The organism is Spirosoma arcticum (assembly GCF_054779955.1).
Genome location: NZ_BAAGXG010000003.1, coordinates 45704 through 71425, shown reverse-complemented (window position 1 = coordinate 71425; position 25722 = coordinate 45704). Strand labels below are relative to the sequence as shown.

The window sequence follows — 25722 nt, the reverse complement described above, 5'->3', positions numbered from 1 at the left end:
GCACACAGTACGCCACAACCTTCTGAAAAAGTCACGATAATGAAAACGACTCTACACTTTCTGATTGGTATTCTGATCACCTCGACAACGAGTTTTGGGCAGGTGATTACACGAGGGGCCGTAAGCGGGCAGGTAGGTAGCGCGGTCGGAAAACCGCTGGAATTTACAACCATGATGTTGCTCAAAGCAACTGACTCGACGCTCGTAAAAGGAGCCATTAGCGATGAGGCCGGAAAGTATGTATTTGATAATGTGGGAGCGGGGCGCTATTTGGTCATGGCGCAACAGATGGGTTTTCGCAAAACGTATAGTGCACCGTTCGCGGTTGATGAGGCTCATCCCGCCATCGCATTGCCCGCGCTGACATTGGTCGATGAGTCGAAAAACTTGACGGAGGTAGCCGTGATTGCCAAAAAGCCGTTCATTGAGCAGCAGGTTGACCGAACGGTTGTTAACGTCGAAAACAGCATCGTGGCCAGTGGCAACACGGCTCTGGAAGTGCTCGAAAAAGCCCCCGGCGTCACCATTGACCGCCAGAACGACCAGATTCAGTTGAAAGGAAAATCGGGCGTAATCATCTATATCGACGGTAAACAGACATATCTGTCGCAGCAGGAGGTGGCGAACCTGCTCAAAAACACACCCTCGGATAATATCGCCACCATCGAGATTATCACCAACCCCGGCTCCAAATACGACGCGGCCGGTAATTCGGGGATTATCAATATCAAAATGAAAAAGAACCAGAACCTCGGCACGAATGGTACATTCATTATTGGTACGGGTTATGGCTGGTTTAACAACCTGCGTGGCCAACGCGACGACCTGCCTAAGTTCAACACGTCGCTGAACCTGAATAATCGGAGCAGTAAGGTGAATTTGTTCGGCAACTACAGCTACGTAAACCGCGAAAGTGCGCAAAGCAATGTTCTCAACCGCACCATTCCGTTCAATGGCCGCACGACTTACTTCGATCAGGTGTCGTTCCGTCCGAATCAGTTCGTTGGGCATTCGTACAAAGGCGGGCTGGATTATTTCATCAACCAAAAAAGCACGGTTGGCGTTGTCGTCAACGGTTTCTCGAACGACTGGCGGTCGGCTGGTACGAACAGCACGCTCATCAGTAACGAAAGCCGCCAGCTCACCAGCAACCCGGTAACCCAAACTAACATGGGTAATCGGCTGCAAAACGTGACGGCAAACCTGAACTACAAGTATGAATTTGACGCGAATGGGCGCGAGTGGACCGCCGATGCTGACTACGTTCGATACATGGGTCAGAATAGCAACAACCTCAGCACGGTTTTCTACGGCCCTGCCGGTGGCCTGATTCGCCCCCAGCAAGACGTGCGCAATGGTATGCCATCGACGATTGGTATTCTGGCGTTCAAAACGGATTACGTGCATCCGTTAAAAAAGGGTGCTAAACTGGAAGTGGGTCTGAAAAGCAGTTTTGTCAACGCCGACAACAACTCAATTTTCGATACACTGCAACAGGAAACGAAGCAGTGGCTGTTCGATGATAGCCGGTCTAACCAGTTCAAATACGAGGAGAACATCAACGCGGGCTACGTGAACTTTGCCGGTACGCTTGGCAAATCCACGCGGAGCAAAAAGCTGAAAGTACAGGCGGGGCTGCGGGTTGAACACACGCACTCGGTGGGTACGTCGGTCACGCTCAATCAACGCGTTGACCGCAATTACCTGAATCTATTCCCGACGCTATTTCTGTCGCGGCAACTGGATACCAACAACGTGCTGAATCTATCATACAGTCGCCGGATCGACCGTCCTGATTACCAAAACCTTAATCCATTCGTGTACTTCTTGGACCCGTATACCTACCAGCAGGGCAACCCGTTTTTACGGCCTCAGTACACAAACTCGGTTGAGCTGACGCACGTGTTCAAAAGTGCCGTTTCGACAACGCTCGGTTTTAGCCGCACAACGGATTTTATTAACCGCGAAACACCCCGGCAGATTCCGGAGCGCAATACTACGTATGTAACACCTGAGAACCTCGGCCATCTGGACAACGTGAACCTAACGGTCAGCTTCCCGGTGACGGTGGCCAAGTGGTGGCGGATGCAGAACAACGTCAGCACCTACTATCAGCATTACCAGACGGTTTACTCGGGAGCGCCTTACGAAGTGAAACTGGTGGCCTACAATCTGTACACGTCTAACAACTTCACGTTCAGCAAAACGCTTTCGGCCGAGCTGTCGGGGTGGTATAACTCGGCGTCGCAGTATGGCTTCTACCAGTCACGGCCGCAGGGCGGGTTTTCGCTCGGTGTGCAGAAGAAGGTCATGGATGGCAAAGGCAACGTGAAATTGAACGTCAACGATCCGTTCTGGCTGAATCAATTCCGGGGCCGGGCCGTCGTGCAGGATATAAATTTCTACGTTGGGTCGCGGTGGGAGAGCCGCCGGGTAAACCTCACGTTCACCTACCGCTTCGGTAATCAGAACGTAAAAGGCGAACGCCAGCGCAACTCAGCCACCTCCGCCGAACAGCGCCGGGTTGGCGGAAATAATTAAGGAATGAATAATGTAGAATGGATAATACGCAATCCGCTTCGTTTCCATCATTTTATGTTATCCATCCTGCATTATTCATTCAGTGGACTTAGTTTAGGTTAAGAAAAGTTGAAAAGCCATTCCCATCTTGAGGAATGGCTTTTTTGTGCCCGAACATTTGCCAGTTGATTGGGTTAGTCCATTGAACAAATCTCACTATACGATAGAAATGAAAACGAACTCACTATTCCTGCTCTTAAGTCTGATTAGCTGCCTCACTGCGCCCGGTTATGGGCAGAATGCAGCAGTTACGGCACCAAAATCAGTTAGTGCTGCTCAGGGAGCCGTGGCACGCTGGGCTGGCAATTGCCTTCGATGCAGCTTTGGCAATAAAGCCTGGGCCGCCGTCAACGGAACCTGCTACTATCCCGTAGATATGGAAATGAAAGCGGCTACCTACACCATTTCGCGCCGGACAACCGGTGGTCGGCTCGAAAGCGCTAAACTCAGGGTCGTCGAAAAACATTGCGTTCCAGAGGACATCACCGAGTTTGCCAAGACAGAATACATCGACGTGTCGGCGCAGAATTTAGCGCGTCACCGCAAAGAAATGGCCTCCGTGCTGCCCCTGCTGCGGTATAAAAGCACCGAACGCCCGCCCGTGTTCGACCTTCCAGTGGGCAAACCCGCCAGTCCATTGCCTAAAGGAGAAGGCAACTTCGGCACGTGCCGCACCTTCAACGGAAAGGCCCGCGACCGCCACACCGGTCAGGATTACCCCGTTACGGGTGGCGAACCAGCCCTGAGCATTGGCAATGGACGCGTGCTGATGGCGGCCAATCATTTTTTTAGTGGAAACTCGGTCTACGTCGACCACGGTAGTGGGCTAATCAGCGAGTATTTTCACCTGAAAAGCTTAGACGTGAAGCCGAACCAAACCGTTACTAAAGGACAGAAAATTGGGGCTGTCGGCGAAACGGGCCGCACTACTGGTCCGCACATGCACCTGGGCGCTCGTTGGCACGGTGCCCGCATCAACCCTGGCTACCTGCTGATTGATCCTTCAGATATGCCGGAAGTGAAATAAGCACGGTGAAAACCAATGACAGCAGTAGTCTGGCTCTGACTACTGCTGTCATTGGTTTTCATACCACGCAGTCCGCATTTCTACCAAAAGCTGCTCAATCTGGATCTGATTCGGACGGGCCGGAAGCAAACTGTTGGCCGCAGCGGCATCGACTAACGCCACTTTTTGTTCGGCTTGGGTAATCAACTCGTCATACTCGAACGCGCCCGCCCGGATTTTCAGCAGTTCGTCGCGATTCGGTCGGCGGACAATGACGCGTCCGGTCGTCAGAATCTCAGCCGCCATGTCGAGCAGCCGGAACGTGTGCATCATATTTTTGGCGTCGTAGTTCTTGCCGTGGTCGAGCGTATTCTGATAGCGGGCATCGTTGCGCTTTTCGACCCATTCCCAATACTCGCGGTAGTCTTTGCAGTAGCTCGAATACCCGTCGTGGTTGACGTAGAGGTGCGCCACCGGTTGCATTTCTTTCGGTACGCTGCTGAGCGAAACTTCCGCCGAATCGGCATTATTGGTGATACCCTGGAGATTCAGCGTAGCCGTCTCATCGTAGAAAAGGGCGTACACGTCGCGGGCGTGGGGAATGCTCACCAAGCCACACTTAATTTGTTCCCACCGTTTGGCAGCGAGCCAATCAGTCACTGGTAAACTGCCTGCCCCGGTTAATACGTAGCAGAAATTGAGCAACAATTTTCGCTCCTTCGGCAGTGGGTTCAGTATTTTCTTGTTGAGGCCCCGCGCCTTTTTGATCTGACTGACTGCATAGCCCGCAAACGTATCGCGGCAAAGTGTCGATAGAAAATCAGCGGGTTGAAGTTGATCGAATAGAGGGTGTTTATAAAGGATGCAGTCGGCTGGAGCGCATAGCAATTCGAGAATGTTCGGATTATTCTTGGCAAGCAGTTCAACAAACCGACGTAGTTCGTAGAAGATCACGTCGTTTTTGGCGTCATTAACCTGCTCTATGTAATTCAGCCCGTACAGGTCGGCTTGCGGCAGTACGAAAACACCCCGAATATCGGTGTCGGACGTGGGCAGGTCAGTACCGTAGGCGCGGCTACCGCTAATGCACTCAAACAGGATTAGGTTGCGGTCATGGAGGTTCTGGATAGTCATGGAACAAAAATACCCCTAAAAAAAGATAAGGTTCCCCGATCTGAGCGGAGAACCCTATACTGACTATTCCTAAACCCTTAACCTTTTCTACATGAAAAACTAACTTTTACTCTTTTCTGTTCCAAAACTCCAGGCAATTCAGTATTTATTTTAAACTACTGAACGTCAGGTGTTTCGCTGATGGGCTGATTCGCATTCCAGAGGAAGTTGATCATCCGGGCCGTCAAATCGGCCTGATTCATCCAACGGCTGGCTTCGGCGTTTTTCTGCTTAGCCAGTTGTGTATTTACCTGAGCAACAGCTTCGTTGAACTGGGCGCGGTCGGCGGGGCTGATGGTCAGCACAGCGGCCGGGCTTTGGTTATACAACGAGACAACGCTCATAAAATTTTTCCAATTGGTAGTCTGCGAAAACTTGGCAAGGTTGTACCCCATGTACGTAGCAAACTGCATTTGGGAACCGTTGACAAGCATCGCACTTGCCGGCTTTTTGGCGGCCGGGCTATCATCATGGTTGGTGGTGGTAGCCGCGTTTGCCTGAGAAATCGTTAACCCTAATCCAAGAACCAACGATGCAAAGATAACACGCGTTTTCATTGTTTTATTATATTTTGTTTTCATATACATAACCCCCCGGTGCTCCTGGAAGTTCTGTAAAATCACAATGTATATAGGTCCTTGTCGAAATATTATTCCGAATATAATGTTGATTATAACTGAAAAGAGTGATTAATATGGTATTTAGATGTGATTATCAGAATAATATTTTTATATTACGTTTGTTTATCTATCATTTGTAACTGTCAGTTTAAAAGAAAAATTCTTTTAAAAATTATATTACTGATTGTAATTATTCATAGCTAATTGTATGCCCGAAACACAAAACGCCTTCACTGCTTCGCCAGCCCGGTCCAGATAGTCTGGCAATTGAATCAATTCATCCTCCGGAAACTGCCCCAGTACAAAATCAACCTGACGACCTCTCGAAAAGGCACTGCCAATTCCAATTCGTAGCCGGGCGTACTCCTGTGTATTCAGCACCTCATCAATACTGCGCAGGCCATTATGCCCACCGGGCGAGCCTTTGGGCTTCAGCCGCAGCTTGCCGAAGGGCAGATCCTTATCGTCAGTGATGATCAGCAGGTTCTCAATCGGAATGGCCTCCTGCTTCATATAATACAGCACCGCCCGGCCGCTGAGGTTCATAAACGTCGTGGGCTTCACAAAGAACAGTTGCTTGCCTTTGTGCTGCCATTGGGCGGTGTAAGCCAGCCGGGTCATCGAAAAATCGAAACCATACTGCGCGGCCAGACGGTCGAGCACCATAAAACCCGCATTGTGGCGCGTGAGCGCGTACTCAGGCCCGATGTTGCCGAGACCAACAATCAGAAATTTAGTAGACATGATAAATGAAGGATAATCTACCAGCGGATCAGTGCTGAGGCCCAGGTGAAGCCGCTACCGAACGCAGCTAAGCAAACCAGATCGCCTGGTTTGATGCGTTCTTGATCGAAGGCTTCTGTCAGCGCAATGGGGATGGAGGCTGCCGTGGTGTTGCCGTACTGTTGAATGTTGTTGACTATTTTCTCGTCGGGCAGGTTCATTTGTTGCTGCACGTAGTTGGAGATGCGGATGTTGGCCTGATGGGGCACCAGCAACGAGAGGTCATCGGGCTGGAAACCGTTGGCAGTCAGGCTTTCATTGATGACTTCGGCAAACCGCACGACGGCGTGTTTAAAAACGGCGCTGCCGTTCATGGTCACGTTGTAGTTTCCTTCGGCAACGGTGGCTTCGGTAATCCAGCGGCCGTCGCGGCTGCTGCCGGGGTCTTTCACGTAGAGATCTTCGGCAAAGCGCCCGTCGGCGTGCAGGTGCGTGGAAAGAATCCGGTGGTCGGGGTCGGTGGTCGTCTGTACAACGGCTGCGCCCGCGCCATCGCCGAAGATGACGGCTACACCCCGGCCTTCGGTCGTTTTATTGAGCAGTGACGATTGAATCTCTGACCCCACGACTAAGGCAGTTTTGTACATCCCACTCTTAATAAACTGGTCGGCAATAGAAAGCGCGTAGACAAAGCCCGAACACTGCTGCCGGATGTCGATGACGGCAATGCCTTCCAGACCCAGTTCGCGCTGCATCAGGAAAGCGGAGCCTGGAAAATAATAATCGGGCGTGATCGTCGCGTAAACGATTAAGTCAACGGATTTGGCGTCAACGCCCGCCCGTTCGAGCGCCATGCGCGAAGCCGCCGTAGCCATGCTCGCGTTAGTGTCTTTGCCGTACGTAAACCAGCGTCGCTGTTTAATACCTGTGCGTTCCTGAATCCAGGCGTCGCTGGTATCCATGTACTGGGTCAAATCATCGTTGGCTACGATGGTTTCGGGTACGTAAAAGCCTAATCCTGAGATTTTTGAGTATGTCGGAGCCATTTGTTGTTGACCGTAATCAGTTCACCCGTCCGGGCGGATCATAAATAGTCGCCAAAGGTACTAAACCTGCAAGAACTACGCGTTCCGAACTACGCGTTCCGGTTTCAAAAACTTACAGGTTTGACGTGGCTGGCTGCAATTCAAACGAGTACTCCTCCATAATCAGGTTGGCCAGTAACTGTCGGCAGGCGGCATCGACCGTTTCGCGGGCGTTGGCCTCCGTATCGGCATCGACTTCGAGCCGGATATGCTTACCAATACGAACGTTGTCGATGGTGTCCATCTGGAGGTTATGCAACCCAAGTTTAACGGCTTTGCCCTGCGGATCCAGAATCTCGGGGCGGGTCATGATCGTAATTTCGGCGATGTATTTCATTTTTAATGGCGAATGAGTGAATGAGTGAATGAGTGAATGTTTGGTAGCGGATTTATTCGCTCATTCACTCATTCGCTATTCGCTCATTAAATATTAGTGAAACAATAATATACAGCAGAATAATAAACGGGATGGCTGCGTAGTGCAAAAATACGAGGAGCAGCGCCGATGCGATCAGAAATAGGTACTTTGTCTGGTTGGCAGCCCAGCCGAACGATTTGAATTTGAGCGCAAACAGCGGTACGTCAGCGACGAGCATGAACGAAAAAGCGACCATCATACCGAGGGCAATGTCATTCTCCCACAGCCCGTTGAACTGCGGCTGATAGCGCCCCATGAGCGGGAAAGCAGCAATCAGCATGGCATTGGCTGGCACGGGTAAACCAATGAACGACTCCGACTGGCGGGTGTCGATGTTAAAATTGGCTAACCGAAGGGCCGACAGTATGGCAATCAGAAAGGCCCCGTAGGAGACGTTCCCCAACTCCTGAAACCAGCAGAGCTGAAACACAATAGCAGCGGGCAGGACGCCAAACGTGACAACGTCGGCCAGCGAATCCAGCTCTTTACCGAACGGTCCCGACGCGTTGACCATTCGGGCCACGAAGCCATCACCGAAATCGAGCACAGCCGCCAGCCCAATCAGCCAGGAGGCCAGTTCCAGATGACCACGCAGGGCCATTACTAAACCAATACACCCGCAAAGCAGGTTGCCGCAGGTCATGGCGTTAGGCAGGTGTTTGAGTAGATTCATGTAGAAACGGACCTCCGGGTCCGTTTGGCCGCAAGGCCAGTTTATGAGTGAGTGAGCTGCATATAGCTGGCCTGACGGCCGAACGGACCCGGAGGTCCGTTCCTACATCTTAACAAAAGGATTTGTCCGCTTCTCCTGACCGATGGTCGTTGGCTCCATGTGGCCGGGGTAAACAAGGTAATCGTCGGGCAGGGTGAAAAACTGCGTTTGGATGCTGTTGAGCAGGTCGGCGTGGTTGCAATACGGAAAGTCCGTTCGGCCCACGCTCCCCCGAAACAGTACGTCGCCCCCAACAACGTAGTGATCGGCATGATTAACAAACGCCATATGCCCCGGTGCGTGGCCGGGCACAAATATGACGTCTAACGCGGTATTACCAAACCGGAAGCGGTCGCCTTCTTTCAGGAATACGTCAATTTCGCTGTGTTCGTACCCCCGCAGGCCATAGACCAAGCAACGGGTTGGCACATCGTCGTAGATGACCACATCCTGCTGATGCAGGTAAGCCTTGACACCAAATTTACGCTTCACGTAGGCAACCCCAAAAACGTGGTCGAGGTGAGCGTGGGTCAGCAACAGGTATTTGACGGTAAGCTTATGGTCGTCGATGAATTTACCCAGCGCTTCTTTCTCCTCCTGTTCGTAACAACCGGGGTCAATGATAACAGCCTCACGGGTGGCTTCATCGGTAACGACGTACGTGTTTTCCTGAAAGGGTGAGAACTCGAAGGTTTGAATCATTGCTACAAAAGTAGAAACACCGTTGGTTTTTTGCGCAGGTCGGGCGTTTGGCTTTTCCATTCCCGGATCGTCAGCGTCCGCACAAAGGCGTCGGGGGCGGTCAGGTTGCAGGCGACGCACAGGCGCGTGTTGGGTTCGCAATTGGCCAGCACGTCGGCAAACAACGCATCGTTGCGGTAAGGGGTTTCCATGAAAATCTGCGTCTGTAGTCGTCCCTGCGCTTCTTTTTCCAAAAACCGGACGGCGCGGGCACGTTCGGCTTTCTCGATGGGCAGGTAGCCGTGAAACACAAACGACTGCCCATTCAGGCCCGACGCCATCAGCGCCAGCAAAATAGACGACGGTCCCACCAGCGGCTCCACCCGCCAGCCCAGCGTGTGGGCCATGCCGACAATGACTGCGCCGGGATCGGCCACGCCGGGGCAACCTGCTTCTGATAACACGCCCGCGTTGCGTTTGCGCTCCGTAAGTTCCTGAATCTGTCGGCGCGTGTCGGCGGGGGGCGTGTCTTTGTCGAGGTCGAAAAACGTGGTTTCGTCGATGACGCGGGCCGTTTTCAGCCCGCTGATAAACCGCCGGGCCGAGCGGACATTCTCCACAAAATAAGCGTCGGTTTTCTCGATAACGTCCCGAATGTGGGGGGGCAGCACCTGCGCGGCCGTATCATCGGCGAGAAGGGTGGGGATGAGGTAAAGGGTAGGCATGAGTTGTTTTTGAGTTTGTGGTTGGCTGACGCGTGAACAGTTCGCGTCAGCCAACCACAAACTATACATTTAAAAACTTCATTAACGTTTCCACAAACTCCACCGGCTTTTCGGCCTGCACCCAGTGACCTGCGCCCTGAATGGTCTCGATGTGAGCGTTTGGAAAGATGCGTTTGATTGTTGGAATGTCCTCGTCCGTGATGTAGGGCGATTCGCTGCCCCGTATGAACAGCGTTGGTTCGGTAACAATGCGGGAGTTGGTTAGTTCATCGCCAATGCCGTGTAGTTCACGCTCGATCACGGGTAAGTTGAGCCGCCAGTCGAACCGCCCCTGCTCATTACGATACAGGTTTTTGAGCAGAAACTGCCGGACCGCTACCAACGGTTCATAGCCGCTCAGAACCGCATCGGCTTCGTTGCGGCTGCCCAGGTTCATCAGGTCGATGGCGTTCAGGCCCCGAATAATATCGCGATGATGAACCGGGTAAAATCGGGGGGCAATATCAACCACGACGAGTTTGCTAAAGGTGTTTGCGTAGTCAATCGCATACTGCATGACCGTTTTGCCACCCATCGAGTGCCCAATCAGAATTGGGCTGTCCAACTGCTGGTCAACGAGAAACTCGCGCAGGTCAGCGGCCATGCTCGTGTAACTCTGATCGTCGGCGCGGGGCGACTGCCCGTGGTTGCGCTGGTCGAGCGCAAAAACGCGGTAACCTCGTGCCGCGATGGTCTTGCTGGTCGTCAGCCAGTTATCGGAGGAGCCGAAGACACCGTGTAGAATGATAATGGCGGGACCGGTATCGCCCGTTTGGCGGAAGAATAATTTCATAGAGTGGAAGGGTGGAAGAGCGAAAGAGTGTGGTCCGACATCCCGGCTGACGCATCACGTAGCACTCATTCGCTCTTTCACTCATTAATTTACGTACACTACTTTTTGCCGCTGCTCAACCAGTTCGCCGAATGATTGTAATGCGAAGCCATTTTCCCCAGCCACCCGCTCAAATTCGGCGGTGCCGTGCGGCTCCACGGCGATGAGCAGCCCGCCGGACGTTTGCGGATCGGCCAGCACGTAGCGCTGGGTTTCGGTCAGGTCGCTGATTTTGTGCCCGTAGCTGTCCCAGTTGCGCACCGTGCCGCCGGGGAAACTCTTCTGCGCTAAGTACTCATCGACAACGGATAGTTTGGGCACGTCGTCGTAGTAGATCACGGCGCTCAGACCCGACCCCTCCGCCATTTCGGTGAGGTGACCCAGCAGCCCGAAGCCCGTTACGTCGGTTAACGCTTTGACGTAAGGCAACTTGCCCAGAACGGTCCCAAAGCGGTTCAGTTGTGCCATTTGCGCCGGAGCAATGTCGGCGTGTTCGGGTTTCAGGATCCCTTTTTTCTGGGCCGTTGTCAGAATGCCAACACCCAGCGGCTTGGTCAGATATAGGCGACAACCTTCCGTAGCGGTGTTGTTCTGCTTCAGGTGATCGAGCCGAACGCGCCCCGTCACGGCTAAGCCAAAAATTGGTTCAGGGGAGTCAATACTGTGGCCCCCGGCGAGCGGGATTCCGGCTTCGCGGCAGATGGCGCGGGACCCTTCGAGCACCTGCCCGGCTACTTCGGGGGAGAGTTTATCCAATGGCCAGCCCAGAATGGCGATGGCCATAATGGGCTCGCCCCCCATCGCATACACGTCGCTGATGGCATTGGCCGACGCGATGCGTCCAAAGTCGAAGGCATCGTCGACGATGGGCATAAAAAAATCGGTGGTGCTGATAATGGCCTCACCATTGCCAAGGTCCATCACGGCTGCATCGTCGCGCGAGTCGTTGCCAACGAGCAGGCTTTCGTAGCGCGGCTGGAACGCCGTTGCATTCGTATGCAGAATTTTATCTAAGATTTTGGGCGAGATTTTGCAGCCGCAACCCGCTCCGTGGCTGTATTGCGTAAGCTTGATGGCAGTTGTTTCGGTTGTCATATTGGGGCAAAACTAAGGCGCTAACGTCATTGGTTGGCGCAGACCGTTGGCAGAATTACGCACGAACCCAGTTAATGGTTCGACTGGTGATTGAGCAGTGCCCAAACCTCTTTGCGGGCTTAACAAAAACATAACATTGAGGAATAGAACAGAAAGGGCCTGAATTTGACCTATTCCGCGAAAAATGACGATAAGCTAATCTATGGTAGTACTTTTTAAAGATCAGCACCGTTGTCACCACCAGAAAATTATCCCATCTTTGCGGCCGAATCGAAAGCTTGCTTAACCGAATGCGCGTATCACGAATACTAACCAAATCAAACACTTCTATGTCTAAAAAATTACTGCAAGTACGGGTGGCTCTAATGCTGTTCGGCAGTTTGCTATTGGTCGTGCTCATGGGGAGCGGGGCAATGGCGCAGGGGGTAACTACTTCATCGATAAGCGGAGTTGTTGCCGACGATAAAAACCAAGGATTACCCGGTGCTACGGTTGTGGCTATTCACACACCGTCGGGAACGCAGTACGGAACAACCACTAATGTAGAGGGACAGTACAATTTTCCCGCCGTTCGTATTGGTGGTCCCTACACATTGACTATCAGTTACGTTGGTTACACGGAGCAAAAGGTTGAGAATTTGTTTGCTAACCTCGGCACTTCGGCCAACGCCAATGTCCGGCTGGCTGAAGCGGGCAAGCAATTAGAAGAGGTTCTTATAACGGCATCGCGGAGTTCGGTTATCAACACGAACCGCACAGGAGCTGCAACTGGTATCAGTAACACGCAGATTACAACACTGCCAACGTTGAACCGCTCATTCGCTGACTTCACACGCCTTGATGCTCGCGCTAATGGCTTGAGCTTTGCCGGTCGAAATAGCGGGTATAATAACTTTACGGTAGACGGTGCCTTATTCAACAATGCATTTGGTCTGTCATCAACGGTTGGTGGTCAGGCTGGCGCGCAGCCCATCTCGATTGATGCTATTGACCAAATACAGGTGACGATTGCTCCCTACGATGTTCGCCAAGGTGCTTTTACTGGCGCGGGTATCAACGCAGTGACCCGTAGTGGATCCAACAAAGTTCAAGGGTCTGTCTACTACTATGTACGTGATCAAACCTTCGTGGGTAAGAAGATAGACGGGGTTGAGCAACCGCTTAATGCCTTCAACCTGAACAACGTTGGTTTCCGGCTGGGTGGTCCGATTATCAAAAACAAACTGTTCTTGTTTGTCAACTACGAGCGTGAACGCCGGAATGATGGTGTACCAGGCAACTTTCTTGCTGCGCGGCCCGGCCTGACCGGAACGAACGTGTCGAGAGCTTCAGCCGCTGATCTTGATCGTTTATCGACGTTCATCCAGCAGCAGTACGGCTTCGATCCGGGGCCATACGAGGGATACACGCTACCATCAAATAGTGACAAGGGAACAGCCCGGCTCGACTGGAACATTTCCCAAAATCATAAGCTGAACGTTAAGTATAACTTTCTGACCTCTTACGCTGATATTGTGCCGTCAACATCGGGCGCTTTACCGCAGGGACGTGGGCCAAACGCTACAGCACTACCTTATTTAGCTTCGTTCTATCGGATCAACAACAACCTACAGTCGGTTATCGGCGAATTGAACAGTACGTTTGGTAGCCGATTTGCTAACACGCTTCAGGTTGGTTATTCGGCTTTCCGGGATGAACGCGAGACACCTTACTTGCCACAAACGTTCCCTCTGGTGGATATTGGTAATGGATCAGGTCAGCAGTTGACGGCTTTCGGCTTTGAGCCGTTCACAGCTAACAACATTCTAAATTCGAACGTATTCCAGATTTCGGACAACTTTACCATTTTCGCCGGTAAGAACACATTCACCATCGGGACGTACAACGAATTCTATTCGTTCAAAAATGGGTTTGCGCCGAACTACAATGGTCAGTTCCAGTTTGCCAGCGTTGATGCGTTCATCAGCAACGCCACTCAACGACCAATTGCCGGTGGTACGGCAATTGCCAATCCGACCCGCTATCAGATTCAGTACTCAGCCCTACCAGACGGTAGCTTTCCGTTTGCCGAAATCAAAGCCGCTCAATACGGTTTTTACGTACAGGACGAACTTCAGGCCCGCCGAAATCTGAAGTTTACCATCGGTTTGCGGGCTGATATTCCATCGGTACCAACTGAAATTCAACAAAACACCAACTTAGCAGCCCTGACTGGTTTCCGCGAAGGCGTACGACTGAATACATCGCAGTTTCAGAAAACGTCGCTATTATTTTCACCCCGTGTTGGTTTCAACTGGGACGTGAGAGATGATAAAATTACGCAGGTGCGGGGTGGTGCCGGTATTTTCACGGGTCGTGTGCCTTACGTATGGGTATCTAATCAGGCCAGCAACAACGGGGTTCTTTTCGGCTCATCGCTGATTAACAATCCAGGTTCGACAACCGCTATTCCGGCCCGTAATTTCAACCCGGACGTGAACGCGTATCGGCCCGTGGGTGCTCCTGCCAATACGTCGTATAACATTGCTATCACCGATCAGAATTTTAAGTTTCCGCAGGTGTTCCGGGCTAACTTGGGAATTGACCGCAACTTAGGAAACGGCTATATTTTAACGCTGGAAGGTATCTATACGAAGGATATAAACGCGGTTTACCACCAGAACGTCAATCTGCCCGTTTCGACGCAAAATCTGCGCAGTTCGGACGGTGGCGACAACCGGCCCATTTATTACAGTAACAACGCGGCTGGTTTCCCGGCAACTCAACTCAACCGGATTTATGGTCAGGCTGGGCAGGGTGGCGTGACGTCGGCAACGGCGGTTTCGGCGGCTAATCCGAATATTTCGGATGCCATTCTGATGCGCAACACGAACTTAGGTTATTCCTATAACCTGACGGCCGAGATTCAGAAGCAGTTTGCCAATGGGTTCTACATGAAGGCGGCCTACTCGTACACGGATTCGCGTTCGGTAAACGACGGTGGTTCGATTGCTCAGTCGATCTGGCGTGACCGCTCTATCTCCGGCGATCCTAACGCTAACGTGCTTTCGTATTCCGGCTTTTTAACACCTCACCGGATTATTGGTGTAGCTGCTTACCGGCTCGAGTACCTCAACAAACGCGCAGCCACAACCATCTCTCTGTTCTATAACGGCGCATCGGGTAACCGCATCTCATACGCGTACGCCGGCGACCTAAACGGTGACGCTCAGAATCAGAATGATCTAATCTTCGTGCCGCGTAATGAGAGCGATATCCAACTACGTGATATCACGACAGGCACCGGTGCGGCCACTGTTGTCACGTACTCACGAGCAGATCAGTACAGAGATCTGAACAATTTCATTGAGCAGGACCCGTATTTAAGTACACGTCGCGGTCAATACGTTGAGCGTAATGGTGGTATGACACCGTTTGTTAGCCGCATAGACCTGAAGGTGCTACAGGAGTTCTCACTAAATCTGGGTAATACCCGTCACGCGTTCCAAGTATCGCTCGATGTATTCAACGCAGCCAACCTAATTAACTCGGAATATGGTAATGCGCAGTTCGCTACGACGGTCACGCCTATCACCTTTGTAGGTTATGACAATACAGGAGCAACTGCTACTGGTCGTCCAGTATTCCAGTTCCCATACCTTGATGCGGCCGCTAGAACGCCCCGTACAAGTACTTTTCAGGCGGGTTCGGCTATTGCTAACCGCTGGCAGGCGCAACTTGGTCTGCGCTACATCTTCAATTAAGAGAAAAAGGTTTTCATGCCAAAAAAGCCCCGGTCAACTATGATCGGGGCTTTTTTGGTTAAAGGCAGATATAAATGAACTACGGTAGCACAGCCGACTTGCCATCGGCCTGCCTCAATTTCACCACGTCGGTCCCGGCCTGGTAGCCCTGCACGATTACCCGGCCGATGTTTTTGAAACAGAACGATGACAACTTTAGCCGACGATTTACTCTTGATGAGCTAAAGAAATACTGTCCAATCAGTTAAAAATAGCTTATTTTTACAGATCGGGAATTATATTCCTGATCTGTAAAAATGATGATTGACAGACTGTTAGCAGGGAAGGCGAAAGAATTATTAGCAAAGTATCCAATTTTGACCATTAACGGGCCTCGTCAGTCAGGCAAAACTACCTTGTGTCGGTTAATGTGTCCAGATTATACGTATCTGAACATGGAGTTACCCGATAACCGGCAATTTGCCGAGCAGGACCCCCGGCGATTTTTGGAGACGTATAAGAACGGTGTGATTTTAGACGAGGTGCAGGCTGTGCCGGGTTTATTTCCGTATCTGCAATATTACACCGACTTGCGCAATCAGCCGGGAGAATATATTCTGAGTGGTTCGCAGAATTTTCTTCTGTTGGAGCAAATCACCCAGTCGCTGGCGGGACGAGTGGCCGTGTTCACCCTGTTGCCCTTTGCGCTGAACGAGATTCGGGGAACTGACTGCGAGGTCGAAGCTTGGGCTGATTACTTGTGGCAGGGCAGCTATCCCCGGCTGTATCAGCAACAGCTAAACCCGGCTGATTTTTATCCGAACTACCTGACTACCTACGTTGAGCGCGATGTACGGCAGATTGTCAATGTGCAGGATACAAGTCAGTTCCAAGCTTTCCTGGTTAGCTGTGCCAGCCGAATCGGTCAGTTAGTAAACTTCGCTCAACTTGGTTTGGAATTAGGGTTGGATGCCAAGACGGTTGCCCGTTGGGTATCGGTGCTCGAAACCAGCTTTATCGCTTACCGGCTGCAACCCTATTTTCGCAACTACAACAAGCGAATTGTCAAGTCGCCCAAGCTTTATTTTTACGATACCGGGTTAGCCTGTTCGCTGCTCGGCATTCGCTCAACCGAACAGTTACAAACGCATTTTCTGCGGGGTGCTCTGTTTGAAAATCTGATTATCAATGAACTAACCAAAAATAAATTAAACATCGGCGAAAAACCTTCATTTTACTTTTGGCGCGATAGCACAGGGCACGAAATTGACCTGTTGTCCGATGAAGGAATGGTACAACGGGCGGTAGAGATTAAATCAGGCCAAACGATTAATCCATCTTTCTTCGACGGACTGGATTTTTACGCTCAGTTACCTCACGTAACCGAAGTTGTGAAGCCGTATCTGGTCTATGGGGGCGAGCAGCCGCAACAGCGAACTAAAGCGCAGGTAATAACCTGGCAGACTTTAGCTGAATTTGACAAGCACGACCAATCGACTTAATCGTGCTTTCGCTGACCTGCGTTGACACAACGTCTACGGCAGCACAGCCGCCTTGCCATCGGCCTGTCTCAGTTTCACCACGTCGGTTCCGGCCTGATAGCCCTGCACGATTACCCGGCCAATATCGTCGGAGGTAAATTTCATTAGGTTGAGGGTAAGCGGATCGGTGGGGCGTATGATGGTCAGGTGCAGGTGGCGGCCGTGGAGTTGTTCGCGCTCGGCAAAGCGTTCGGCCCAGGCAATGTCGTTGTTAACCAATTGATTGACAGTGATGTCTTTCACCCGGTCGGCGAGATTGAGCAGGTTGTGGTAGTTGAACTTCTCGTTGTAAATCCGTTTGGAATGGCAGGCAACGCAGGCAATTTCGCCCGCGCCATCTTCAATGGCTACCCGCAACGGAGCTACCTCGCGCAAACCACCGTCTAAAAATGCCCGGCGGTGGTCGCCCCCAATCTGGACGGCGGGCATCAGAAACGGCAGTGAACTGCTGGCGAAAATGTAATCCAGAAAGTGGGGATCGTGGGCATCGGCATAACGCATGTCGCCTTCGATGATGTCGACCGCGCCCACTTTGAGCGTTACGGGGCCGGTTTTGAGGGCTTCCAGATCAACGTTCTGGCGGATAAGATTTTGTATAGGGGAGTTGTCTAATAACCCATTGAAGCGACTCATGAGCGTGTTGTAGCCCATTCTGAACCGCGACCGAAGCACGGCTACGTCGCCGGGTTTGGTAATGTTCCGAATCCAGAACTCGATGAGGTATTTCCCTACTTTTACCCAATCTACCTGCCCGGTTTCGGCCTGCTGACGAGCGGCTTCGTTGGCCAGAAACGTAGCGTTCAGGCTGCCCACCGAAATGCCGTAGAGTTGATTCGGTACAAATCCTGACTCGAACAGCGCCATGACGGCCCCCGCCTGAAACGCCCCTTTTAGTGAGCCGCCACCGAGCACAAGGGCTTTTTTGGGTGGGTGGCTCTCGGGGGCAACATCGGAGGAATGCGGGACGGGGGGCGTTGGGTTATTGACCATACAGGAGACGTTTGTGCGACAGGTTGGGGTAAATTGAGAATTTTTACGTAGTAAACAAAACGAAACGGATCAGGCCCGCCGGTAGGCCTGCATTGCTTTTGTGATCGGCTTTTTCGGCGTCTGCGCTTTCCTTGCTATACTTGCCAGAAATTCAGTTAGTCAGTCGGTAAGTTGGTCAGTTAATCAGTCAGCCATTGATAAACTCATTGACTGGTTAACTGACCAACTTATCGACTGACTAACTTACTGACTGAAAAGATGGCCCTGACCGTTGCCGATATACAAGCCCCAATTGCTGCTGAAATGGAGTTGTTTGAGCAAAAATTTCGGGGCTTGATGAAGAGCGACGTTATGCTGCTCGATCAGATTATGAGCTACATCGTGAAGCGGAAGGGCAAGCAACTTCGGCCGATGTTCGTTTTTCTGATGTCGGGCGTGTGTGGTCAAATTACCGAATCAACCTACCGGGGGGCGTCGCTTATCGAACTGCTCCACACCGCTACCCTCGTTCACGACGACGTGGTCGATGACTCCAACTACCGGCGCGGCTTCTTCTCGATCAATGCCCTTTGGAAAAATAAAGTTGCCGTGCTGGTGGGCGACTACCTGCTCTCGCGGGGGTTGCTGCTATCCATTGACAACGGTGATTTTGAACTGCTCCAGATCGTGTCGACGGCGGTGCGTGAACTGAGCGAAGGCGAATTGCTGCAAATTGAAAAAGCCCGCCGGTTAGACATCACGGAGACCGTTTATTACGAGATTATTCGTCAGAAAACGGCTTCGCTCATTGCCTCCTGCTGTGCGGTGGGGGCGCAATCGGCGGGGAGCGATAAAGCAACTGTCGAACAGGCGCACGCGTTTGGTGAGAAAGTTGGGATTGCGTTTCAGATAAAAGACGACCTGTTCGACTATGGCACGGCTGAGATTGGCAAGCCGCTGGGTATCGACATCAAAGAGAAAAAGATGACGCTGCCCCTGATTTATGCACTGAACAGAGCGGGCTTTCTGGAGAAACGCCGGATCATCAACATCGTTAAGAACGAAAGTGAGAATCCAAAAAAAGTAGCCGAGGTAATCGCTTTCGTTAAAAATTCGGGGGGTATCGACTACGCCACCGAGGCCATGAACACGTACGTGGCCGAAGCACAAACCCTGCTCGATTCCTTTCCCGACTCCCCGTACCGCCGGTCGCTGCACCAGTTAGTGCAGTACACAATTGAGCGGAGCAAGTGAGAAGGGAATGATTAGTAATAAAATAGAGGGACTTGTGCAATGAAGAAAGAGAATATAGTTCGTGAAAAGAGTTTTCGATTTGCAGTGCGTATTATAAGCCTATACCAATATCTGACAGAAATCAAGGAGGAATACGTACTAAGCAAGCAAATGCTTCGCTCGGTTACGTCAGTTGGAGCCAATGTACGTGAAGCGGACGACGCTGAGAGCAAAGCCGATTTCATTCACAAAATGGGTATCGCTCAAAAGGAAGTTGATGAAACGATGTACTGGCTTGAACTATTAAAGGAAACAGATTATCTGGCATCAAATGAATTTGATAGCATACATCAGGATGCAGGTGAACTGCTCAAACTGATTCGCAGCATCATCATAACGGCCAAAAGCACCCGGTAGGCGCATTCATCATTCATCATTCATCATTCCCTTCGTCTTTTCCCCAAAAAGGCGGTGAAAGTCCGGGCTTTCGGTCTTCATCCATTTATCCCAGAACGTGAAATACAGGCCGTAGTTGAACCGGAACTGCGTATGGTGCAGGCTGTGGTGGGTGGCCCCAATCAGCCAGCGGCCCAGCCAGTGCCGGTTGAAGTCGCGCGGATAAATCTCCGTGTTCAGGTGGTTGATGGCACTTGTAATAGTCATGATGAGCAGCAAAAGCCCTATCGCCGAGACATGCAGCGGCATCACAAAGGTCAGTGCCGGAACGACAATGGCTTGCAGCGTACTCTCCAGGGGGTGAAACGAAAAAGAAGTCCAGGGCGAAGTCGTGATACTGTCGTGGTGCGTCTGGTGAACCCGGCGGTACACGCCGGGTCGGTGCATCCAGCGGTGAAGCCAGTAGTAGTACGTCTCGTGAATGAACAGCACGATGACAATGCTGGCCGGATACCAGATAATCGGGTAGTCAGTTAAGTCGGTGTAAACCTGCGTATAGCCCGCCTGATACGCAACCAATACGGCCAGTGCAATTGCCGTGAAAATGAGAGCCGTCAGGGCCGACCAACCGATTTCGCGCCGGTCCTGACCGGGCTTGCGGGGGCGGGTTTGCACAGCCCGGTGCGCAAACTGGTCTTTCATAGATACTTTAAACAGCCACCAGAAACTCCACGAAAAAAGAGCGTATCGACCAAAAATGGCCGTGAACAGAATCAGCGCCGTCAGCAAAAACGAAGCTGGCGTATTAAGTTGGATCATATATAGGTTAGGTCAGCGAAGCCGTCCCTGAGTCAACTTAAAGTACACGGCAATGTTAAAAAAAATTCGTTTCGGTCCGGGGCTGGTAGAACGGTGAGTGTATGCAGGTGGCTGTTTCACAAACCGTTCACATACGGGGGTACGTCGCCGGGTTGATTTGTTCGTAGCTTTGCGGGTAGTTTTCGACCATCAACTTAGCGGCTCCATGCGCCTGACTACCTCCGCTTTTCTATTGCTGTTAGCGACAGTAACGACGTTTGCCCAACCCAAAAATACCACAAATGCCCCCGCACCCCGACCGGCTACTCCCCAAAACCGGCCCAAGCTGGTGGTCGGAATTGTGGTCGATCAGATGCGGTACGACTACCTATACCGGTACTACGACAAATACACAACCAATGGCTTTCGGCGGATGATGGATGGTGGATTCAACGCCCGCAATAACCACTATCATTACGCGGCTACCTACACGGGTCCCGGCCATGCGGCCATTTACACCGGCTCGGCCCCGGCCCTGAACGGCATCGTTGGGAATGATTTTTACGACCGGAACGTCGGCCGAATGGTCTACTGCGCCGAAGATACGACCGTCAGTACGCTCGGAAACACGGGCACCGCCGGTAAAATGTCGCCCCGCAATATGCTCGTCACGACCATTGGCGACCAGCTCAAGTTAGCCACCGACGGCCGGGCGAAAGTCGTGGGCGTTGCGCTCAAAGACCGGGGCGCTATCTTACCGGCTGGTCACGCGGCTGATGGGGCTTATTGGTTCGATTCTAAGGACGGCAACTTTATCAGCAGTACATTTTACGGGAAAGAACTCCCTGCCTGGGTGCAGGCTTTCAACGCCCGCAAACTACCCGAACAATTTATCGGTCAGAAGTGGGAACCGCTGCTGGCCATGAACCAGTACACGGAAAGTACCGCCGACGACGAAGCCTACGAAGCGACGCTGCCCGGTGAAGCGAAGCCGGTGTTTCCGCACGAGTTCGCGGTGCAGGCGGGCGGGGCCAAATACGAAGTGCTGCGGACCAGCCCCTACGGCGATCAACTCACCAAAGATTTTGCGCTGGCCGCTCTCAAAGGGGAAAAACTGGGTCAGGATAACGTGACGGACCTGCTCTGCGTGAGCTTCTCATCGCCCGATTATATTGGTCATTCATTTGGTACACACGCCGTTGAGACAGAAGATAACTACATCCGGCTGGACCGGCAGTTGGCTGATCTGTTTGCGCAGTTGGATGCAACGGTTGGTAAGGGGCAGTGGCTGACGTTTCTGTCGGCCGATCATGGCGTGGCCGACGTGCCCGCCTTCTCCCAGCAGTACCGCATTCCGGCAGGCGTGAAAAGCTACGGTGAAGTGAATGATGCGGTGAAAACCGCCTTAGAAAAGGCCTACGGGCCGGGCCAGTGGGTACTGGCCTATTTCAATCAGGAAATCTACCTCAACCACGACCTGATGGCGGAGAAAAAGGTAGCGATGGTTGAGGCTTATGAACTGATTAAACGAACGCTGCTGAAACAGCGGGGGGTAGTCAACGTGCTGAACCTGCACAACCTGAACGCCGATGCCTTGCCCGAAGCCCAGGCCGACCTGTTCCGCAATGTGTATTTTCCCAACCGGAGTGGCGATTTATACGTACTGCAACAGGCAGGCTGGTTTGAGGGCCGCGCCAAGGGAACTACCCACGGCACCAGCTACGCCTACGATACCCACGTTCCGTTCGTGCTTTATGGCTGGGGCGTTCGGCCGGGCCAAACCTTCCGCCGAACGCACATCTACGATATTGCCCCAACTATAACAGCGCTGCTCGGCATCCTCGAACCCAGTGGCTGCATCGGCGACCCGTTGGGGGAAGCGATTAAGTGAAAGAGTGAAGAGCGAAAATCAGCGGTAATACATTTCGCTCATTCACTCTTTCGCTCTTTCACCCATCAGAAACGTCACCTCCTTAAAGCCAAAGTGCCGCACATGTCCGGCTTCGGCAATGGACAGCCGACCCGATGGGTCCAGGCCGACTATTGTTCCCCTGAATGTCCGGCCATCGCTCTCAAATGCGTGGGTTTCTTTGTAGCGGTAGAGCAACTCCAAATAGTTCGTCTTCAGGCCGTTACTTTGTCCCGAACGGAGTTGTAGATAGCGTTGCTCGATGCGTTCGCAGAGGGAGCTGAGCAGGCCCGGCAGGTCGTAGCCGTTTGGCAGGGGAGCCTGTTGTTGCATTGACGTGGCAGTTGGGTGAGCAAATTCGGTTTGGTTCACGTTCAGCCCCACGCCCACAACCGACCAGGCGATGTGGTAGCCGTGCAGGGTATTTTCAATCAGAATGCCGCCCAGTTTTTGGTCGCCGACGTAAATGTCGTTCGGCCATTTGATACGCAGCGCGTCGCCAAGCAACGGGTGCAGCGTGTCGGTGATGCCGAGCGAAATGGCCATATTGAGCCAGAACTGATCGGTTGCCCGCAGAAATGTTGGTTTCAGAATAAGTGACAACATCAGGTTCTGACCCGGCTGTGCTTCCCACGCATTACCCCGCTGCCCGCGCCCGGCGGTTTGATAGTCGGTTACGACAATTGTTCCTTCCACCGGATCGTTCTCAGCGAACAGATTAGCCGCTTCGTCGTTGGTAGACTGACAGCTTGGCAGGTATTTGATTATTTGCCCGGTAAAAAGAGTTTTGGGATAGATTTTGTACAAAAGATTGTATAGTTTAGTAGGGGAAAGTTAATGAATGGTGCCGTCGACAGGTCGTGTCGGCAAGGCAGGGTACCCGCTGATTGGCTGATCGTGTCCCATTAATCAAAACGCATGAGAATCAACAAAAATAGTGAATTCACCGCCGAGCAAATTCGTGATTTCGTAGTTCGGGGTATGCAGGAAAAAAAAGCGCAGGACATCGTCGTTATGGACCTGCGTCGTGTAAAAAACGCAATATGTGATTACTTCGTCCTGTGTTCGGGAAACTCCGATACGCAGATTGACGCCATCTCGACCTCAGTGGAAGAAGAGGTTTACAAAGTGAGTAAGCAGGACCCCTGGCACCGGGAAGGTAAAACCAACCGGGAGTGGATTTTGCTCGACTACGTCGATGTCGTCGCTCATGTTTTCAAAAAAGAGCGCCGGTCTTTCTACGACCTCGAACAATTATGGGGCGATGCCGAAATTCATCATGTCGACGAAGGAACGCTGGTGCCATTGAACCAATAGGTTTTGAACACACGCGTTTGGGGCCGTTTATGGGTTTCAGTTACCGCTTATCCGAACCGTTTGGCTGTAGAAACATTAATTTGTAAAACCACGTTATTCTTTAAATCCGTTTGTACAACCTGAACAAATGTCAGATAACAACAATAGAAATCCGTTAGCACCCAGAGGTGGGCCGCGCAAGCCCAATTTTCAGGGGTGGATCGTAGCCGTGCTGATTGCCGCTATTCTCGGCATCACATTTTTTAACAAGAGTTCCGCTACCCGCGAAATTACGCAGAAGCGTTTTGAGCGGATGATGAAAGACCGCGAGGTGGCTGAGGTTGTCGTGGTCAATGATCGGGTTGCCGAGATAACGCTAACCCAGCAGGCTACCCAAAGTTCCAAGTACCGCAACCTAACGGCCGATAAGCCGTACTTTGGTGGAAACCACGGTCCTCATTATTACTTCAACGTTGCCTCGCCCGATTCCTTCAAAAAGGACCTTGACGCGCTACAGCAGGGAATACCGGACAATGAGAAGATTGAATACCGGTTTGAGCAACGCAGCGACTTTGGCAGCATAATCAGTACGTGGGGCTTCCTGATCGTGATGTTGCTGGCCATGTATTTTCTGCTCGGCCGGATGTCGGGAGCGGGTGGTCCGGGTGGCCAGATCTTTAATATCGGTAAGTCGAAAGCGGCTTTGTTCGACGCTGACAGCAAAGTGAAGATTACCTTCAACGATGTGGCGGGTCTGGACGAAGCGAAAGAAGAGATCAAAGAGATTGTCGACTACCTGAAGAATCCGACCAAGTTTACCAAGCTGGGCGCTAAAATTCCCAAAGGTGCGCTGCTGATTGGCCCTCCGGGAACGGGTAAGACATTGCTGGCGAAAGCCGTAGCGGGCGAAGCCGCCGTTCCGTTCTTCTCGCTGTCGGGTTCCGACTTCGTGGAGATGTTCGTTGGTGTGGGTGCAGCACGGGTTCGTGACCTGTTCAAGCAGGCAAAAGAAAAAGCGCCCTGTATTATCTTCATTGATGAGATTGATGCCGTGGGCCGTTCGCGCGGACGGGGTTCAATGCCCGGTGCCAACGATGAGCGTGAGAACACGCTGAACTCGCTGCTGGTGGAGATGGATGGCTTCGCTACCGACTCTGGTATCATCATCCTCGCGGCAACCAACCGTCCTGATGTACTGGACCCGGCTTTGCAACGGCCCGGCCGCTTCGACCGGCAAATCAGCATCGACAAGCCCGATGTTATTGGGCGGGAAGCCATTTTCAAGGTTCACCTGAAGCCGATCAAGCTGTCGAACGACGTTGATCCAAAACAGTTAGCGGCTCAGACGCCCGGCTTTGCCGGTGCTGAAATCGCCAACGTTTGTAACGAAGCCGCCCTGATTGCCGCCCGTAGTGACAAAGAGTCGGTGGATATGAAGGACTTCCAGGACGCGATGGACCGGGTGATCGGTGGTTTGGAGAAGAAGAACAAGCTTATTTCGCCGGAAGAAAAAGAGATCGTTGCCTATCACGAAGCCGGTCACGCCGTTGCGGGCTGGTTTCTGGAGTTTGCCGATCCGCTCGTGAAAGTGTCGATTGTGCCACGTGGTGTAGCTGCATTGGGTTACGCGCAGTACCTGCCGCGCGAGCAGTATCTGTACCGCACCGAGCAGCTCATGGACGAGATGTGCATGGCGCTGGGTGGCCGGGCCGCTGAGGATATTATTTTTGGCAAAGTGTCGACCGGTGCGCTGAGTGATCTGGAGCGCATCACCAAACTGGCTTACAGCATGGTGACGATGTACGGCCTGAACGACGTCATCGGCAATGTATCGTTCTATGATTCAAAGCAGTCGGACTACAATTTTAATAAGCCGTACTCGGAAGAGACGGCCCAAAAGATCGACCAGGAAGTTCGCAAGATTGTCGACGTAGCCTACGTTCGCACGAAAGGTATGCTGACCGAGCACCGGGATGCGTTGGAAATTCTGGCGAAAGAACTGCTTGAGAAAGAAATCTTGTATCAGAATGATCTGGTACGGTTGATTGGTAAGCGTCCGTTTGAGCGCGAGACCGTGTATCAGGCGTATAAAAATAGCGAAGAGGTTAAGGAAGAGATAGGTAAGGAGTCGAAACCGGCCGAGATCGAACCATCAATTCCGTTATAAGT

The 25722-nt window shown here is 52.1% G+C and carries 22 protein-coding genes; 9 read left to right on the top strand and 13 right to left on the bottom strand.

The window, feature by feature from the left end:
- Positions 1 to 39 precede the first annotated feature (39 nt).
- Entirely contained in the window at positions 40 to 2541 is a 2502-nt protein-coding gene (locus ACYVHB_RS07560) for an outer membrane beta-barrel protein (protein WP_461051094.1), read from the top strand.
- A gap of 208 nt (positions 2542 to 2749) precedes the next feature.
- Positions 2750 to 3607, top strand: coding sequence for a M23 family metallopeptidase (locus ACYVHB_RS07555; protein ID WP_461051093.1), 858 nt, complete (start codon positions 2750 to 2752; stop codon positions 3605 to 3607).
- 48 nt (positions 3608 to 3655) lie between these two features.
- Here ACYVHB_RS07555 and ACYVHB_RS07550 read toward each other — a convergent pair whose 3' ends face one another.
- The 10 genes from ACYVHB_RS07550 to selD all read right to left on the bottom strand — a co-directional run bounded on the left by ACYVHB_RS07550 (position 3656) and on the right by selD (position 11689).
- Positions 3656 to 4720: a nucleotidyltransferase domain-containing protein gene (locus tag ACYVHB_RS07550; protein ID WP_461051092.1), complete on the bottom strand. Its 1065-nt coding sequence runs from the start codon at positions 4718 to 4720 to the stop codon at positions 3656 to 3658.
- Between the two features lie 155 nt (positions 4721 to 4875).
- Positions 4876 to 5316, bottom strand: a complete 441-nt coding sequence (locus ACYVHB_RS07545; protein WP_461051091.1) for a hypothetical protein — start codon at positions 5314 to 5316, stop codon at positions 4876 to 4878.
- A gap of 240 nt (positions 5317 to 5556) precedes the next feature.
- Positions 5557 to 6123, bottom strand: a complete 567-nt coding sequence (gene pth, locus ACYVHB_RS07540; protein ID WP_461051090.1) for an aminoacyl-tRNA hydrolase — start codon at positions 6121 to 6123, stop codon at positions 5557 to 5559.
- A gap of 17 nt (positions 6124 to 6140) precedes the next feature.
- Entirely contained in the window at positions 6141 to 7148 is a 1008-nt protein-coding gene (locus ACYVHB_RS07535) for a 3-oxoacyl-ACP synthase III family protein (RefSeq protein WP_461051089.1), read from the bottom strand.
- A 112-nt stretch (positions 7149 to 7260) separates the two neighbouring features.
- Positions 7261 to 7524 carry a phosphoribosylformylglycinamidine synthase subunit PurS gene (gene purS / locus ACYVHB_RS07530; RefSeq protein WP_461051088.1) on the bottom strand — a complete coding sequence of 88 codons (264 nt, stop codon included), beginning with the start codon at positions 7522 to 7524 and terminating at the stop codon, positions 7261 to 7263.
- Between the two features lie 64 nt (positions 7525 to 7588).
- Entirely contained in the window at positions 7589 to 8278 is a 690-nt protein-coding gene (gene pssA, locus ACYVHB_RS07525; protein WP_461051087.1) for a CDP-diacylglycerol--serine O-phosphatidyltransferase, read from the bottom strand.
- A 102-nt stretch (positions 8279 to 8380) separates the two neighbouring features.
- Positions 8381 to 9019: an MBL fold metallo-hydrolase gene (locus tag ACYVHB_RS07520; RefSeq protein WP_461051086.1), complete on the bottom strand. Its 639-nt coding sequence runs from the start codon at positions 9017 to 9019 to the stop codon at positions 8381 to 8383.
- A 2-nt stretch (positions 9020 to 9021) separates the two neighbouring features.
- The gene (locus tag ACYVHB_RS07515) at positions 9022 to 9723 is read right to left on the bottom strand and encodes an SAM-dependent methyltransferase (protein WP_461051085.1); all 702 of its coding nucleotides are present in this window, start codon (positions 9721 to 9723) and stop codon (positions 9022 to 9024) included.
- 61 nt (positions 9724 to 9784) lie between these two features.
- On the bottom strand, positions 9785 to 10555 hold the full coding sequence (locus tag ACYVHB_RS07510; RefSeq protein WP_461051084.1) for an alpha/beta fold hydrolase: 771 nt from the start codon (positions 10553 to 10555) through the stop codon (positions 9785 to 9787).
- Positions 10556 to 10639: 84 nt separating this feature from the next.
- Positions 10640 to 11689 carry a selenide, water dikinase SelD gene (selD, locus tag ACYVHB_RS07505; protein ID WP_461051083.1) on the bottom strand — a complete coding sequence of 350 codons (1050 nt, stop codon included), beginning with the start codon at positions 11687 to 11689 and terminating at the stop codon, positions 10640 to 10642.
- A gap of 329 nt (positions 11690 to 12018) precedes the next feature.
- Here selD and ACYVHB_RS07500 point away from each other — a divergent pair, with 329 nt between their 5' ends.
- Positions 12019 to 15432, top strand: coding sequence for a TonB-dependent receptor (locus tag ACYVHB_RS07500; RefSeq protein ID WP_461051082.1), 3414 nt, complete (start codon positions 12019 to 12021; stop codon positions 15430 to 15432).
- A 296-nt stretch (positions 15433 to 15728) separates the two neighbouring features.
- Positions 15729 to 16913, top strand: a complete 1185-nt coding sequence (locus ACYVHB_RS07495) for an ATP-binding protein (RefSeq protein ID WP_461051081.1) — start codon at positions 15729 to 15731, stop codon at positions 16911 to 16913.
- 33 nt (positions 16914 to 16946) lie between these two features.
- Here ACYVHB_RS07495 and ACYVHB_RS07490 read toward each other — a convergent pair whose 3' ends face one another.
- On the bottom strand, positions 16947 to 17942 hold the full coding sequence (locus tag ACYVHB_RS07490; RefSeq protein WP_461051080.1) for a patatin-like phospholipase family protein: 996 nt from the start codon (positions 17940 to 17942) through the stop codon (positions 16947 to 16949).
- Positions 17943 to 18200: 258 nt separating this feature from the next.
- On the opposite strand from ACYVHB_RS07490, the gene ACYVHB_RS07485 reads away from it, so the two are divergent.
- Positions 18201 to 19175 carry a polyprenyl synthetase family protein gene (locus tag ACYVHB_RS07485; RefSeq protein WP_461051079.1) on the top strand — a complete coding sequence of 325 codons (975 nt, stop codon included), beginning with the start codon at positions 18201 to 18203 and terminating at the stop codon, positions 19173 to 19175.
- Between the two features lie 39 nt (positions 19176 to 19214).
- Positions 19215 to 19571, top strand: a complete 357-nt coding sequence (locus ACYVHB_RS07480) for a four helix bundle protein (RefSeq protein ID WP_461051078.1) — start codon at positions 19215 to 19217, stop codon at positions 19569 to 19571.
- A gap of 9 nt (positions 19572 to 19580) precedes the next feature.
- On the opposite strand, the gene ACYVHB_RS07475 is transcribed toward ACYVHB_RS07480, so the two are convergent.
- Positions 19581 to 20369, bottom strand: coding sequence for a sterol desaturase family protein (locus ACYVHB_RS07475; RefSeq protein ID WP_461051077.1), 789 nt, complete (start codon positions 20367 to 20369; stop codon positions 19581 to 19583).
- A 205-nt stretch (positions 20370 to 20574) separates the two neighbouring features.
- On the opposite strand from ACYVHB_RS07475, the gene pafA reads away from it, so the two are divergent.
- On the top strand, positions 20575 to 22239 hold the full coding sequence (pafA, locus tag ACYVHB_RS07470; RefSeq protein ID WP_461051076.1) for an alkaline phosphatase PafA: 1665 nt from the start codon (positions 20575 to 20577) through the stop codon (positions 22237 to 22239).
- A 42-nt stretch (positions 22240 to 22281) separates the two neighbouring features.
- Here pafA and ACYVHB_RS07465 read toward each other — a convergent pair whose 3' ends face one another.
- On the bottom strand, positions 22282 to 23064 hold the full coding sequence (locus ACYVHB_RS07465; protein ID WP_461051075.1) for a biotin--[acetyl-CoA-carboxylase] ligase: 783 nt from the start codon (positions 23062 to 23064) through the stop codon (positions 22282 to 22284).
- 111 nt (positions 23065 to 23175) lie between these two features.
- Between ACYVHB_RS07465 and rsfS the strand changes: the two genes are divergently transcribed.
- Together rsfS and ftsH are read left to right on the top strand one after the other, a co-directional pair.
- A complete protein-coding gene (gene rsfS / locus ACYVHB_RS07460; RefSeq protein WP_461051074.1) occupies positions 23176 to 23574 on the top strand; it encodes a ribosome silencing factor in 399 nt (132 codons plus the stop codon).
- Between the two features lie 127 nt (positions 23575 to 23701).
- On the top strand, positions 23702 to 25720 hold the full coding sequence (gene ftsH, locus ACYVHB_RS07455; RefSeq protein ID WP_461051073.1) for an ATP-dependent zinc metalloprotease FtsH: 2019 nt from the start codon (positions 23702 to 23704) through the stop codon (positions 25718 to 25720).
- Positions 25721 to 25722: the final 2 nt, after the last annotated feature.